At 75.2% G+C, this 14,613-nt stretch carries 12 protein-coding genes; 5 read left to right on the top strand and 7 right to left on the bottom strand.

Translation table 11 applies throughout. The features are described from left to right. The first annotated feature begins 25 nt into the window (after positions 1-25). Genes ABZU32_RS12400 through ABZU32_RS12385 form a run of 4 tightly spaced genes read left to right on the top strand, consistent with a single transcriptional unit; the run spans position 26 to position 3,741 of the window. Positions 26-913: an ABC transporter permease gene (locus ABZU32_RS12400; protein ID WP_354920876.1), complete on the top strand. Its 888-nt coding sequence runs from the start codon at positions 26-28 to the stop codon at positions 911-913. A gap of 27 nt (positions 914-940) precedes the next feature. Beyond that, positions 941-1,999 carry a glycine betaine ABC transporter substrate-binding protein gene (locus ABZU32_RS12395; RefSeq protein ID WP_354920873.1) on the top strand — a complete coding sequence of 353 codons (1,059 nt, stop codon included), beginning with the start codon at positions 941-943 and terminating at the stop codon, positions 1,997-1,999. After that, the gene (locus tag ABZU32_RS12390) at positions 1,986-2,807 is read left to right on the top strand and encodes an ABC transporter ATP-binding protein (RefSeq protein ID WP_354846775.1); all 822 of its coding nucleotides are present in this window, start codon (positions 1,986-1,988) and stop codon (positions 2,805-2,807) included. Before ABZU32_RS12395 ends, ABZU32_RS12390 begins: the two co-directional genes overlap by 14 nt. Before the next feature lie 49 nt (positions 2,808-2,856). Then, a complete protein-coding gene (locus ABZU32_RS12385) occupies positions 2,857-3,741 on the top strand; it encodes a TauD/TfdA family dioxygenase (protein WP_354920870.1) in 885 nt (294 codons plus the stop codon). A gap of 23 nt (positions 3,742-3,764) precedes the next feature. On the opposite strand, the gene ABZU32_RS12380 is transcribed toward ABZU32_RS12385, so the two are convergent. The 6 genes from ABZU32_RS12380 to ABZU32_RS12355 form a co-directional block, all read right to left on the bottom strand. Beyond that, on the bottom strand, positions 3,765-5,924 hold the full coding sequence (locus ABZU32_RS12380) for a tetratricopeptide repeat protein (RefSeq protein WP_354920868.1): 2,160 nt from the start codon (positions 5,922-5,924) through the stop codon (positions 3,765-3,767). Positions 5,925-6,207: 283 nt separating this feature from the next. Next, positions 6,208-7,236, bottom strand: coding sequence for an L-histidine N(alpha)-methyltransferase (gene egtD / locus ABZU32_RS12375; protein WP_354920865.1), 1,029 nt, complete (start codon positions 7,234-7,236; stop codon positions 6,208-6,210). A 34-nt stretch (positions 7,237-7,270) separates the two neighbouring features. Continuing rightward, positions 7,271-7,981 carry an ergothioneine biosynthesis protein EgtC gene (egtC, locus tag ABZU32_RS12370; protein ID WP_354846767.1) on the bottom strand — a complete coding sequence of 237 codons (711 nt, stop codon included), beginning with the start codon at positions 7,979-7,981 and terminating at the stop codon, positions 7,271-7,273. Beyond that, positions 7,982-9,283, bottom strand: coding sequence for an ergothioneine biosynthesis protein EgtB (gene egtB / locus ABZU32_RS12365; RefSeq protein ID WP_354920862.1), 1,302 nt, complete (start codon positions 9,281-9,283; stop codon positions 7,982-7,984). It abuts the gene before it with no gap. Then, positions 9,280-10,512 (bottom strand): glutamate-cysteine ligase family protein, encoded by a 1,233-nt coding sequence (locus ABZU32_RS12360; RefSeq protein WP_354920859.1) that lies wholly within the window; start codon positions 10,510-10,512, stop codon positions 9,280-9,282. The genes egtB and ABZU32_RS12360 overlap by 4 nt, the downstream gene beginning before the upstream one ends. Positions 10,513-11,189: 677 nt before the next feature. After that, positions 11,190-12,299 (bottom strand): glycerophosphodiester phosphodiesterase, encoded by a 1,110-nt coding sequence (locus ABZU32_RS12355; protein ID WP_354920855.1) that lies wholly within the window; start codon positions 12,297-12,299, stop codon positions 11,190-11,192. A gap of 193 nt (positions 12,300-12,492) precedes the next feature. Here ABZU32_RS12355 and ABZU32_RS12350 point away from each other — a divergent pair, with 193 nt between their 5' ends. Next, positions 12,493-13,866 (top strand): GH1 family beta-glucosidase, encoded by a 1,374-nt coding sequence (locus ABZU32_RS12350; RefSeq protein WP_354920852.1) that lies wholly within the window; start codon positions 12,493-12,495, stop codon positions 13,864-13,866. A 157-nt stretch (positions 13,867-14,023) separates the two neighbouring features. Here ABZU32_RS12350 and ABZU32_RS12345 read toward each other — a convergent pair whose 3' ends face one another. After that, on the bottom strand, positions 14,024-14,554 hold the full coding sequence (locus ABZU32_RS12345; RefSeq protein ID WP_354920849.1) for an HAD domain-containing protein: 531 nt from the start codon (positions 14,552-14,554) through the stop codon (positions 14,024-14,026). Positions 14,555-14,613: the final 59 nt, after the last annotated feature.

The following is a 14,613-nucleotide window of genomic DNA, read 5'->3' as shown; positions in this document are numbered from 1 at the left end:
GATGGGGGAGCCGGTGAGCTCGTCGGTGTCCGTTCGCTCCGATGCCGTGGGCGCGTCCGGTCCCGGCCGGACCGGCGGCGCGGGCGTGGAGCGTGGTCCCGGACCGTCGGCGGGCGCGCGGAAGGCTCGCCGGGGACGGGTGCGCCGGCTCGGCGCGCGCTTGTTGTCGCTGGTGGTCCTGCTGGTGCTGTGGCAGCTCGTGGCCGTCGCCATGCGCAACCCCTCCTTCATCCCGCCGCCCAGGGCGGTGTGGGACCAGCTCGTGCTCACCTCCACCGTCCACGGCGGCGTCCGGGGGTACAGCGGGCACCTGCTCGTGGAGCACCTGGCGGTCAGCCTGCGCCGCATCCTGATCGGCTCGGTGCTCGGCGTCGCGGCCGGGCTCGCTCTCGGCGTCGTCATGGGCACCGTGTCCTGGATCCGCGTGGTGGCCGAGCCGGTGGTCACCTTCGTCCGCGCCCTGCCGCCGCTGGCCTACTTCAGCCTGCTGGTCATCTGGTTCGGCATCGACGAGAGCCCCAAGCTGTGGCTGCTGACCATCGCCGCGCTCCCGCCGGTCGCCGTCGCCACCGCGTCGGCCGTCTACGGCGCCCCCGGGGAGCTGGTGGAGGCGGCGCGGGCCCTCGGCGCGCGGCGGCGGGACGTCATCGGCGACGTCGTGCTGCCCAGCGCCCTGCCGGAGATCTTCACCGGCGTGCGGCTGGCCGTGGGCATCGCCTACTCCTCGGTCGTCGCGGCGGAGACCATCAACGGCGTTCCCGGCATCGGCGGCATGGTCCGCGACGCCCAGCGCTACCTGCAGACCGACGTCGTGGTGCTCGGGCTGCTCGCCATCGGCATCTCCGGCCTGCTGATCGACGGCGCCCTGCGCCTGCTGGAGCACAGGCTCATCCCCTGGCGCGGCCGCGCCTGAGCCGCGCCCTGAAAGGAAACCCCCGAAATGACCGGAACAGGCCCGCGCCGCCTGCTGCCCCTCGCCGCGATCGCCCTGGCGGCCTGCCTGCTGGCCGCCTGCGGTGACGGCACCGCCTCGGGCGGGCCCGGCGGCGGCGCCTCCGCGGCGGGCAGGACCATCCGCCTGGCCTACCAGGCCTTCCCCAGCGGCGACCTCATCGTGAAGAACAAGCGCTGGCTGGAGGAGGCGCTGCCCGGCTACCGCATCACCTGGACCAAGTTCGACTCCGGCGCCGACATCAACACCGCGTTCGTCGCCAAGAGCGTCGACATCGCCGCCATCGGCTCCAGCCCGGTGGCCCGCGGGCTGTCGGCGCCGCTGAACATCCCTTACCAGGTGGCCTTCGTGCTGGACGTGGCCGGTGACAACGAGGCCCTGGTCGCCCGCGACGGCAGCGGCGTCACCTCGGTGGCCGGGCTGCGCGGCAAGAAGGTGGCCAGCCCATTCGCCTCCACCTCCCACTACAGCCTGCTCGCCGCCCTGGACCGGGCCAAGGTACGCGAGTCGGAGCTGACCGTCGTCGACCTGGAGCCGCAGGACATCCTGGCGGCCTGGACGCGCGGCGACATCGACGCCGCCTACGTGTGGCTGCCGGTGCTGGACACCCTGAAGAAGAACGGCAAGGTGCTGGTCACCAGCCGCGAGCTGGCCACGGCGGGCAAGCCCACCCTGGACCTCGGCGTGGTGTCCACCGCGTTCGCGCAGGCCCACCCCGACGCGGTCGACGCCTGGCGCAAGGCCGAGGCCAGGGCGCTTGACCTGCTCGCGAGCGACCGCGCCGCCGCGGCGGCGGCCGTCGGAGCCGAGCTCAACATCAGCCCCGCCGACGCCGGGCACCAGCTCGACCTCGGCGTCTTCCTCAAGCCCGCCGACCTGCCGGGCCCCGAGTGGCTGGGCACGCCCGGCAAGCCCGGCGGCCTCGCCCGCGACCTGCTCAGCGCCGCGGAGTTCCTGAAGTCCCAGCAGAAGATCGACGCGGTGCCCGACCTCGCGACCGTGGGCGACGCCATCTACAACAAGGGGCTCCCCGATGCCCTCTCCTGACACCACGGGCACGGCGGCCCCGGACACCGCCCGCCCCTCCGAGCGTGCCGCCGCCGTGGAGGTGCGCGAGGTGGAGCACGTGTACGGCCGGGGCGCGAGCGCCGTCGCCGCGCTCGGGCCGCTGTCGCTGACCGTCGCCGACGGCGCCTTCCTGGTCCTGGTCGGCGCCTCGGGCTGCGGCAAGACCACCCTGCTGCGGCTGGTCGCCGGCTTCGAGCCGCCCACCGCCGGGACGGTCCGCGTCGCCGGCGCCGCGCCGGTGCCCGGCAAGGGGGCCGGCGTCGTGTTCCAGCAGCCGCGGCTGTTCCCCTGGAAGACCGTCGGCGGCAACGTCGAGCTCGCGCTGCGCTACGCCGGGGTGCCCCGCCAGGAGCGCCCCCGAAGGGCTGGGGAGCTGCTGCGGCGGGTGGGCCTGCACGATGTCGCCGCCCGCCGCGTCTGGGAGATCTCCGGCGGCCAGCGGCAGCGCGTCGCGATCGCCCGCGCCCTGGCCGGCGACGACCCGCTGCTGCTGCTCGACGAGCCGTTCGCCGCGCTGGACGCCCTCACCCGCGAGCGGCTGCAGGAGGACCTGCGCCGGATGAGCGCCGAGACCGGACGCACCTCGGTGTTCGTCACCCACAGCATCGACGAGGCGGTGTTCCTCGGCAGCCGCGTCATCGTGCTGAGCGCCCGCCCCGGGCGCGTCGCCCTCGACGTCGAGGTCGACCTGCCGAGGACCGGGCTGGAACCCGACGAGCTGCGCGGCCTGCCACGGTACGCCGCGTTGCGCGCCGAGATCGGCCACGCCGTCCGCGCCGCCGCCTGACCCGGCGGCCACCCACCGCACCGCCGTACGACCGGAACGGAGCAACGAGATGACCTCCACCACAGAGCACCCGGCCGCGACGCTGACGCTCGACCTGCTCGGACCCGCCTTCGGGGCCGAGGTCCTCGGGCTGGACCTGGCCGCCGCGACCGACGCCGAGCTGGCCGCCGTGCGGGCGGCGCTCGTCGAGCGCAAGGTGCTGTTCTTCAGGGGACAGGGCCTCGACGAGGACGGCCAGATCGCCCTCGGGCGGCGGCTGGGCGAGCTGACCCCCTCCCACCCGGTCGTCGCCGGCGTGGACGAGGCCCACCCGGAGATCTACGCCATCGACAGCGCGGACAACGGCTTCGCGGACGTGTGGCACACCGACGTCACCTTCATGCCGCGCCCGCCGCTCGGCTCCATCCTGCGCGCCGTGCGGCTGCCGGAGTCCGGCGGCGACACCAGCTGGGCCGACGGCCAGCTCGCCTACGACTCGCTGTCGCGGCCGGTGCGCGACCTGGTGGACCGGCTGACCGCGGTGCACGACGGCAACCGGGAGTTCGGTTACTACCTCGCCCAGCGGCGCGGCGGCAGGGGCAACGTGTGGGAGGGCGAGACCGTCACCCGCCTTGACCCGGTGGAGCATCCGGTGGTCCGCGTCCACCCCGAGACCGGGCGCAGGGGCATCTTCGTCAACCCCGGTTTCACCTCTCACATCGTCGGCGTCTCCGAGGCCGAGAGCCGCGGCATCCTCGATCTGCTCTACGCCCATCTGACCAAGCCCGAGCACATCGTGCGTCACCGGTGGCGGGCCGGCGACGTGGCCATGTGGGACAACCGCAGCACCTCCCACTACGCCAACCGCGACTACGGCGCCGCGCACCGCGTCATGCACCGCATCACGCTGCGCGGCGACCGGCCGGTCGGGCCGTCCGGCCCCGTCACGGCATAGCGGTGCCCGTCAGGCGCGGCGGTTCAGGCGTCCTCCCACAGCACCTGGCGCGGGACGCGCGGCAGGTGGACGGCGCCGCTACGGTCGGCCAGCACCATGGCCTTGAGCAGCAGCGGATGCCCCTCGCCCAGGGCGGGCCGTCCGTGGGCGAGGGGAGTGCGGTCCAGCAGCGGGGCGAGCAGGGCGTCCAGGCCCTCGAAGCGGCCGGTCTCGAAGCGGCGCACCGCCTCGTCGTAGCGGCCCTCCAGCAGCAGCGGATGCGACGGGTCCAGCCCGCCCCCGGCCAGGGCCGCGAGCGCGGCGCGGTGGCGGCCGGCCGCCGCGTCGTCGCCGCGGGCGTCCTCGCAGCGGGCGGCGAGCAGCAGCGTCCGCGCGCGGCCCGGGGGATCGCCCGGGACGGCCTCGCACTCCCGCACCCTGGTCAGCAGGCCGGCGGCGGTCTCGGCGTCGCCTCCCGTGAGTTCGGCCTCGGCCAGGGCGCGCCGCGCGGCGGCCGTGAGGGCCTCGCCGCCCGGGCCCCCCTCCAGCCGGCCGGCCAGCTCGGCCAGGGCGCCGCGCGCCGCCGCCGCGTCGCCGGCCAGGGCGGTGGCCAGCCCGTGCGCGATGCGCGCCTCGGCCCACAGCCGGAACGACACGTGCGCGGCGAACCACTCGGAAAGGACGGGGGAGCGTTCGAGCAGCCGCAGGACGGTGGCGGGCTCGCGCAGGGCCAGCTCCACCTGGGCGAGGCGCACGGTGTCGTAGTTGGGCCAGTAGGCGATCGGCTGCAGCAGTTCGGCGCGGTGGCGGCGGGCCTCCTGGAGCAGGTGGCGCGCCTCGATCGGCTGGCCCGCCTCCAGCAGGGTCTCGGCGAGCGACACCCGCGCGGCCACCACGTTGATGTCGCCCGGCTCGCCGAGGCGGGCCTGCCGGTCGTCGACCACGGCCTCGGCCAGGCGCAGCCCTGCCACGACGTCGCCGGAGCGCGCCGCCGCGCGGGCGGCCGCCTGGGCGGTCACGGTGTAGCGGCGCCAGGCCGGGGACAGGCCCGCGCCGGGGGCGGCGCCCTCGGCGCGGGCCGACCGGGCCCTTTCGATCAGCTGGGCGGCCTCGGCGGGCCGGCCGGCCTCCATCAGCAGCTCGCCGAGGTTGTGCCGCGCCCGGGCGGCGTACGCGACGCCCTCGGCCGGCTCCCGCGCGGCCAGCTCGTTCTCGGCGACGGCCAGGCAGTCCATGAGGCACGCGCGTGCGGCCTCGAGGTCGCCGTACCTGGCCAGGGCCAGGCCACGGCGGCCGTGCACGTCGCACAGCGAGCTCAGGTCGCCGCCCGGCTCGCCCGGCCGGGGCAGCAGGCGCGTCAGCTCGGCGGCCTCGTCGGCGGCGCGGCGCAGCAGGATGCCGGTGTCGGCGACCGAGCGCAGGACGCCGGCCTGGGCGTCGGTCTCGGCCCGGGTGCCGGGTGCCGAGCGGCGGGCCAGGTCCAGGACGCGTTCGGCCACATCCAGGTCGTTGATCCACGACCCCGCGAGGGGCACCAGGTGCCGCTCGTACCAGTGGGCGCCCAGCGCCGCCGCCTGACGGTCCACCGGACCGTCGGGGTCGTCGGTGAGGGCGTCGAAGGCCAGGTCGGAGAGCTTCTCGGCGCAGGACTCCGCCCATCCGGGCGGCGGCGGGCACACCGCCTGGGCCGCCGCCGCGAGCACGGGGGTCAGATGGCGGGCGTAGGCCAGCACGCGGCCGGCCCAGCCGGCGGAGGCGACCCGCCCGATCGCGCTGCCGGGCCAGCTCGGCGGCTCCTGCGGCGCGGACTGGCGCTTCTCGGAGGTGGCGATGTCGCCGATGCCGAGCTGGACCTGCTGGGTGAGGAAGGACTCGGCGCGGTGGAAGCGGGCGACCAGCAGCAGCGACTGGGTGACCTGGTCGCGCGCCTCGACCAGGCTGGCCGGCACCGAGGGCGGCTCCTGCGGGCCGTTGCGCTCGGCGAACTCGGCGAAGGCGTGGTCCAGGGCGAGGGCCACCAGCACCCTGCGGCTCTTGACCTCGTTGTAGAGCCAGACCGCGCTGCGCCGGCCGCTGTGGCCCTCGCGGGAGAGCCGCACGGCCGCGGCGACGTCTTCGGCGCGGACGAGGTGGTAGGCCGTGGTGCGGAGGACACCGGCCGCGGCCTCCCCGATCGCCGAGAGGCGTCTTTCCTGCGCCGACACCCTGCGAACCTCCTCGGCCGGTCTTGCGGTATACGCGTCGAGGGATACCGACGGCGAAACGCCAGAGTGATGTCAAAGCATATATCCGGTTCGCGGCAAAGGCCGCATGGGGTGACCCGCTGAGGGATGCCCGTTCACCAGGGGCGGGGCGCGGGCCACCACCATTTCGACCGCATACCGGCACAGAGCCATGGGTTTCCCTGCTTGCCGGAATCCCTCGCCTCTTATGGTTTGTTCCCCAGAAACCGCCGGATGTGGTCAATGTCAGGAAAATTCCACAAAGTTATGTGTGGTGGCGGTCGGCTCCACCTCCGCGCGGTTCCGGGACGAAGGCCAGGACCACGGCGAAGTCCTGCGCCGGGTCGGTGTACCAGCGGGACACCGCGAACCCGGCGCGCTGCAACTCGCGCTCCAGCCGGTAGCGGTAGAACTTCGTGCTGATCTCGGTGCGCATCTCCTCCCCGGCCCGGAAGGGCACCGTCAGCGCCGGCTCGCGGAAGTGGACGCGCATGGGACGGGTGGCCCGCAGCCGCATCTCGACGCGGTGCAGCCGGCCGTCGTACAGGGCGACGTGCTCGAAGGCCTGCGGGGCGAAGTCGGCGCCGAGCTCGCGGTTCATCACGGCGAGCACGTTGCGGTTGAAGGCCGCCGTCACCCCGGCGCCGTCGTCGTAGGCGGCCACCAGCCGCCCGGTGTCCTTCACCAGGTCGGCGCCCAGCAGCAGGCCGTCGCCGGGGGACAGGGTGGCGTGCAGCTCCGACAGGAACGACGCCCGCGCCCGGTCGTCGAGGTTGCCGACGGTGCCGCCGAGGAAGGCGACCAGCCGCCGGCCGATGCGCGGCAGCCGGGCCAGGTGCCGCTCGAAGTCGGCGCAGATCGCCCACACGGCCAGGCCGGGATGGGCGGAGGCGACCCGGCGGGCCGCCGCGTCCAGGGTGGCGGCGTCCACGTCGACCGGCATGTAGGTCTTCAGCGTGCCGGCCCGCGACAGCGCGCCCAGCAGCAGCCCGGTCTTCTCGCTGGTGCCCGAGCCGAGCTCGGCCAGCGTGTCGGCGCAGGACAGCGCGGCGATCTCCTCGGCGTGCTCGCGCAGGATGGCCGTCTCCCGGCGCGCCGGGTAGTACTCCGGCAGCCGGGTGATCCGGGAGAACAGCTCGCTCCCGGTGGCGTCGTAGAACCACTTGGGCGGCAGCCACTTGGGCGCCGAGGTGAGCCCGGCGCGGACGTCCTCGGCCAGCGCGCGGCGCAGGTGGTCGGGGCCGAGGTGGTTGACCGTGTACAGGAACGGCAGCGGGATCTGGGTGACGGACACGCGGGCCTCCTGGTGTGACGGTTGGGCGGGCCGGTCAGAGAGGGTCGGCGCGGACGCCGTCGGGGGTGGCCAGCACCAGGTGCCGGTCCGGGACCGGCTCCCAGCCGGGACGCTCGTCCAGCGGCTCGCTGGCCAGCAGCACCCCCTGGCCGAGGTGGACGAACAGGGTCTCGTTCCACGCGGTCGCGGCCACCGCGTCCCCGTCGCTGACCAGCAGGTTGAGCCGGGCCCCGGGGTCGGCCGTCCCGGCGCCCGCCACCACCTCGCCCACCGCCTCGCACAGCGGGGCGCCCCGGCCGAGCCGGGCGAACACCGCCGCGGCCACCCACGCCGAGTCGCAGGCGCTCTCGGGCTCCCGGCCGTCGATGAGCGGGCCGAGCGCGGACCGCGACACCCGCCCGTTGTGGCTGAGCAGCCACGGCCCCTCGGTGAACGGCGCGGTCGCCGTCTCCTCGACCGGCATGCCGGGGCTGGCCGAGCGGACCGCCGCCATCAGGCAGCCCGAGCGGGCGATCGCGGCCAGCCCGGGGAGGTTGGCGTCGGACCAGATCGGCACCGAGCGCCGGTAGCGCACCGGCTCACGGCGGTGGGCGTCGTACCAGCCGACGCCGAACCCATCGGCGTTGACCGCGCCGCACCGTTGCAGGCGCGGCGCGTACGACTGGCGCAGCAGGCCGTTCCCGGGGTCGCGCAGCAGCGACGCCAGCGGGCGCGGGGCGCCGAGCCAGGCCGCGTGCCGGCACATCTACGCCTCCCCGGGCGCGGCCGGACGGGCGCACCGCAACCCGGCGAAGATCTGCCGGCGGTGCGGAAGGTCCCAGTTGCGGAACGTCGTGCGGACCGCCGAGGGATGGGTGGCCCACGAGCCGCCGCGCAGCACCCGGTAGTGGTCGCCGAAGAACACCTCGCTGTACTGCCGGTAGGGGAAGGCGCGAAAGCCCGGGTAGGGCAGGAAGCAGGACGAGGTCCACTCCCACACCTCCCCGATCATCTGCTCGGCGCCGCACGGGCTCGCCCCGGAGGGGAAGGCGCCCACGGGCGCGGGCCGCGACGCCCTGTGCCCGAGGTTGGCGTGCCGGGGCCCGGGCTCGGCGTCCCCCCACGGGTAGGCGCGGGCCCGTCCGGCGTGGGGGTCCCATCCGCACGCCTTCTCCCACTCGGCCTCGGTGGGCAGCCGCCGGCCGGCCCAGCGGGCGTAGGCGTCGGCCTCGAACCAGCTCACGTGCTGCACCGGCTCCTCGGCGGGCACCGGCTCGGGCCGCCCGAACCGGGTGCGCCACCACGCGCCGGCCTCGCGCGTCCAGAACAACGGCGCCCGGACCTCCCGGCGGACCCGCCACTCCCAGCCGCCCGGGCTCCACCAGCGCGGGTCCTCGTAGCCGCCGTCGTCGAGGAACGCGGTGTAGGCGCCGCAGGTCACCGGGAAGCGGTCGATCCAGTAGGCCGGCAGGTCGACCCGGTGGGCGGGCCGCTCGTTGTCGTAGGCCCACGGCAGCGCGCCGGTCCCGGCGGTGAACGGGCCGGCCGGGACCAGCACCTCGGCGGCGCCCGCCGGCCGTCCGGCGGGCAGGTCGCCGTCGCGCACCAGCCCCGGCAGCCCGCACAGCTGCAAGGTGGCCAGCATCGTCTCGTCGTGCTGGTGCTCGTGCTGCATGACCAGCCCGAACACCAGGCCCTGCGAGCACAGTGGGTCCGGGCGGGACAGGTCGGCGGCGTCCAGCACGTCCAGCACCCGGCCCCGCACGCCGGCGATGTACGCGCGGGCCTCGTCCGGGCGCAGCAGCGGCAGCGCGGGCCGCTCCCCGCGGGGATGGGCGAACGCGTCGTACATCTCGTCGATCTCCGGGCGCAGCGGGGTCAGCCCCCCGGCCTCGCGCAGCACCCACAGCTCCTCGTAGTTGCCGACGTGGGCCAGGTCCCACACCAGGGGGGACATGATGGGGGAGTGCTGGCGCACCAGCACCTCGTCGTCCACGTCGGTGTAGGCCAGCGACCTGGCCCGTCCCGCCTCGAGCTCGGCGGCGATCCGCTCCTTCAGCCCGCTCACGCCGGCACCTCCTCGCCGGTCCAGGGCAGTGGGCCCGTGCCCCGGTCGCGGGCGCGCAGCAGGTCCAGCGCCGGCGAGCGCCCGGGCACCACGTGACGCTCGGCGAAGGACTCCACGCCCGCGACCAGGCCGGGCCCGGCGCCCAGGCGGGGCAGCGCCTCGGCGGCGGCCAGGAAACAGGCCTCCGCGGCGCGCCTGATCCGCGGGTCGCCGAGGCCGGCCTGCGCGCACTGCCACCAGCGGCCGGCGAAGGGCTCGGCCGCGGCGAGCGCGGCGCCGGCGGCCCGGTCGTCCAGCAGCAGCGCCGAGGTCACCGCGACGCAGGCCGGCCACCAGCGGGGGTGCACGGCGTCCAGGTAGCGGATCTCCAGCCATCCGCGCGGCCGGACCGGCGGGAACACCGTCGTCGCGTGGTAGGCCAGGTCGGCGGCCGTGGGCGGGTGGCCGCCGAGGCGGGGCGCCTTCAGCCACCGGCCGAAGGTGGCCCGGTTCGGCGGGGTGGTGCGGCGCGGGCGTTTCTCCGGGACGAGCATGAGGCGGGCGTCCATCAAGTAGCGCGCCCACGCCGCGGCCGGGTCGTCGCCGGAGACGACCGGGTGCGTGCGGGTCGGGTCCAGGTGCAGCCACACGGCCTGGCGGCCCGACATCCACCCGCACGGGCGCCCGTCCAGGATGGGGGAGTTGGCGAAGCAGGCGCTGAGCAGCGGGCCGAGGCGCACGGCGCGATCCCAGCGCTCCGCGGGCCGTGCGCCGAAGTCCACGTTGACCTGGACCGACGCGGTCAGGCACATCATGATCGGCCCGTAGGGCACGCCGAGCAGCTCGGCCATCGCCTCGTAGCGGGGCTGGCGTAGCTGGCGCAGCGGCGTCCGCACCGGGTCCAGGCCCATCCCGGCCAGCACCAGCCCCTCCTCGCGCAGGGCCGCGCGGACGGAGGCGAGGTCGGCGGCCAGGGCTCGCACGGCGTCGGGCAGGGCGCCGGGCGGGCCGGACAGCTCCAGCTGGCCGCCGGGCTCGAAGCTCACGGCGCTGCCTCCGGCGAGCGTGGGGAGCGCCTCGGCGGTCCGCTCGACCCGGACGTGCCGGGAGGGGTCCTCGCGGTCGAAGACCAGGAACTCCAGCTCGACGCCGACGCGGTCGCCGGGGGTGCCCTGGAAGCACCGCCGTGCGAACTCCTCCACCTCCGCCGGGCCGCGGACCCGCGCGTCGCTGTTCTCCGTACCGGTCATGGGCCCTCCTTGGCGGGTGGGACGGTCGGCGGCGAAGCTGGACGGCCTCCTTCGTTCACGACGGTTCACGAGGATTCACGGCGGTTCGCGCGGGTTCGCAAGGGTTCGCAAGGGTCGACGAGGGTCGTGGGGGCGTGCGGTGGCGTGGGAGCGACCTGTGGCGGCGCGCGCGAGGTGCGCGGCGGTGGCCGCCCGCGCGAGGCGGGCGCGATCGCGCGCGGCCGGACGCGGCCGTGCGAGCGGTGGCGGACGGGCGGCGTACCCGTGCCCTCCCGTCAGGGACGGGCTGGGTGGGCAAGGTCAGGATGTAGGGGCCGTTGACGAGGCCTCGGGCCTCGCGGTGGTGAGGTGCGGCCGGGCCGTCCTGCGGCCTCGGCGAGATCGAGCGGACCGATGGGATGGGTTGACCGCCTGCGGACCTCCGTGTCTCCGATCACCGGGGTGTCCTGCTAAGCGTCTGGTACCCGGTCACTACCCGCGATAAAGCACAAATGGGACGATCGACTCAAAGACTCTGATCTACGGATATATGTGAAGGATAAGATCGACCATCGATGGGCCTCGGACATGCGAACGCCCCCGGAGGGCCGGACGGCCTCCGGGGGCGGGGAGCTTCCGGGAGACCCGGAAGCCTTCCTGCCGGCTTTCCGGCCGGCCCGCGAGCGGGCCGGCCGGGCTCAGTCCTCCACCAGGCGGTCGCGGACCGCGCGGGCGATGCCCGGGTCGTCGGAGAACACCCCGTCCACCCCGAGCGTCAGCAGCCGCTCCAGCCAGCCCATGACGTCGCCGGTCGCGCCGGCGAAGGCCGGGCTGGCCGGGTCGCCGAGCCGGTAGTCGACCGGCAGCTGCGAATTCTCCGGGCGGATCGTCCAGGTGTGCACCAGCAGCCCGCGCCGGTGCGCGTCCTTGATCAGGCTCGTCGGCGCCAGCAGCCGGCCGTCCGCTCCGGTCGGCACGACGCGGCTGGTCGCCACGCCCACCGCGTCGGCGTACCGGGAGATCTCCCGCAGGCCCTCGGGGGTGACCAGGTCGGCGTAGGTGCGCGGGTCGCCGGCCGCCACCAGGTCGTACGGCGCGCCGCTGGAGTTGATGAGCTGGACCAGCCGCAGCCGGGTCAGCGCTCGCAGCCGCTTGAGGTTGCCGGTCTCGAACGACTGGACGAACACCGGCGCCCGCTCGCCGTCCCAGCCGTACCGCCTGAGGGTGGCCAGCAGCGGCTCCTCCAGAGGCAGGCCGATCGAGGCGAAGTAGGACGGGTGCTTGGTCTCGGGGTAGACGCCCACGCCGTTCTTCTGCGCCAGTTGGACGACCTCCTCGAACGTCGGGATCTGCGCGAGCCCGTCGAAGGCGGTGTTGTCCGGCCGCAGGTCGGGGATGCGCTCCTTGGCCCGCAGCGTGCGCAGTTCCGCCAGCGTGAAGTCCTCGGTGAACCAGCCCGTCACCGGCGTGCCGTCGATCGTCTTGGTCGTCCTGCGTCCCGCGAACTCGGGGTGGGCGGCGACGTCGGTGGTCTGGGAGATCTCGTTCTCGTGCCGCGCCACCAGCACGTGGTCCTTGGTGGACACCAGGTCGGGCTCGATGTAGTCGGCCCCGAGCTTGATGGCCGCCTCGTAGGACAACAGCGTGTGCTCGGGCCTGATCGCGCTCGCGCCCCGGTGCCCGATCACCAGCGCGCCGCGCTGCTCGTGCCCCCGCCTGTCGGCCGTCGCGATCTCCGGTCGCAGGGCGACCAGCGCCACCCCGCCCGCCAGAACGGCCAGCGCGCCGGCCATGAACTTCCTCACCATCGGGCACACCCCAACTCTCTCGTCGTCGCGGGGCACGCTAACGGCGAGATCTGTACCCGAAGTGGCGCAGCGGTTAACGACGTCCCGGCCCGGCGGGACCTCCCGGCGGCCGGTACCGTTCTGGCGACCGCACCCGCCCCGCGAGGCGCGGGGCGGCGCGGCATCGGCGGACCACGTCAGGAGCGATCGAGGGATGAGCGTGACACAGGGACGGCAGACGGGCCCGGCGGCCTACCCGCCCGGATTCGTCTGGGGCACGGCGACCGCCGCCTACCAGATCGAGGGCGCGGCGGGCGAGGACGGGCGAGGACCGTCCATCTGGGACGTCTTCTGCCGCGTCCCGGGCGCGGTCGCCGGCGGGGACACCGGCGAGGTGGCCTGCGACCACTACCACCGCTGGCCGGAGGACATCGAGCTGATGGGGGGCCTCGGCGTGGACGCCTACCGGTTCTCGGTGGCCTGGCCGCGGGTGCTGCCCACGGGCTCCGGCCAGGTCAACGAGCGCGGCCTGGACTTCTACCGGCGCCTGGCCGACGCGCTGCTCGAACGCGGCATCGAGCCGTACGTGACCCTCTACCACTGGGACCTGCCGCAGGCGCTGGAGGACCTCGGCGGCTGGCGGGCCCGCGACACCGCCGAGCGGTTCGCCGACTACGCCGAGATCGTGCACGGCGCGCTCGGCGACCGCGTCCGCCACTGGATCACCCTCAACGAGCCGTACTGCTCCTCGATCGTCGGCTACGGCGAGGGCCGGCACGCCCCGGGCGCCAAGGAGGGCCACGGCGCCCTGGCCGCCGCCCACCACCTGCTGCTCGCCCACGGCCTGGCCGTGCCGCGGCTGCGCACGCGGGGGGACGAGCGGGTCGGCGTGACGATCAACATGTCGCCCACCGCGCCGGCCGCCGGCACCCCCGAGGACCACGCGGCGGCCCGCCGGATGGACCTGCTGGTCAACCGGCAGTTCACCGAGCCGCTGTTCGGCGGCGCCTACGCCGCCGACATGGCCGAGACCTTCGGGCACATCAGCGACTTCTCCTTCCGCGCGGACGGCGACCTGGCCGTCATCGGCGCCCCGCTGGACTTCCTCGGCCTGAACTACTACTACCGGATCCACGCCGCGGCGGCGCCCTACGACGAGCCCGACCCCGCGCGGCGCTCCGCGTTCGACCTCGGGGTGACCGGCGTGACCCCCGAGGGCGGGCGCACCAACGGGCTGGGCTGGCCGGTCGAGCCGGACGGGCTGTACGAGACCCTCACCGGGCTGGCCGCCCGCTACCCGGCGCTGCCGCCGGTCCTGATCACCGAGAACGGCTACGGGGGGCGGGACGAGCTGGACGACCAGGGCCGGGTGGACTACCTGCGCGACCACCTGGCCGCGGCCCGGCGGGCGATCGCCGCGGGCGTGGACGTGCGCGGGTACTTCTGCTGGTCGCTGATCGACAACTTCGAGTGGGCGCGCGGCTACGCGGCGCGCTTCGGGCTCGTGCACGTCGACTACCAGACCCAGCGGCGCACGCCCAAGGCCAGCTACCACTGGCTGCGCGACCACATCGGGCGGGCCGGCTGAGGCTTCGGGAGGCAGGAGGCCGCCGGCTGAGGGCCAGGGCGACGGCGGGCGCGGGCTGAGGGCCGGGGCCACAGAGCGGGCGCGGGCTGAGGGCCGGGACTACAGAGCGGGCGCGGGCTGAGGGCCGGGGCGACGGCTCCGCGGCCCGGGCCGGCGGTCAGGGCGGCAGGGGCCGCAGCCCGGCGCCGGAGGCGGTGCGGCCGGCCAGCCAGTCGCGGGCCCGCGTCAGGTGCCCGTCGGTCAGGCCGGTGCGCGGGTCCACCTCCACCAGCAGGAACTCCCCGACCGCCGGGTGGTCCTTGAGGTACTGCCAGTCGTGGGCGCTCAGGCTGTCGTCGAACCAGACGAACGGGCGGCCCGCCACGTACTCGGCGACGTGGCGGGTCTTGAAGTGCTCCCCGGCACGGCTGCCGGGGTCGCTGTTGACCGTGATGACCGGCAGCGCGGGCAGGCCGAGGCGCGGGGCGATGTGCTCGTTGGCGTGGTGCTCCCAGGTGGTGGCCCACGCCAGCTCGGCCCCGGTGTCGCGGGCGAGCTCGGCCAGTTTGGCGCCGTGCCGGGAGTTCAGCAGGACGGTGTAGGTGTGGCCGTCCAGGACGCACTCGTACCGCCGCAGCCGCAACGTGGGCCGCCGGGCGGGGTTGAGCACCCCGTCCACGTCCAGCAGTACAAGGGGACGCTTGGTCACGTGCCTCTCCTCGGTCGTCCGGTGCCGGGACCCATGATGCCGCCACGCCGGGCGGGTCG

The sequence above is a fragment of the Sphaerisporangium sp. NPDC005288 genome, assembly GCF_040607475.1.
In the GTDB taxonomy this organism is placed as follows: domain Bacteria; phylum Actinomycetota; class Actinomycetes; order Streptosporangiales; family Streptosporangiaceae; genus Sphaerisporangium; species Sphaerisporangium rhizosphaerae.
The sequence above is the reverse complement of the archived record's forward strand: the minus strand, read 5'-3'. Positions and strand labels throughout refer to the sequence as shown.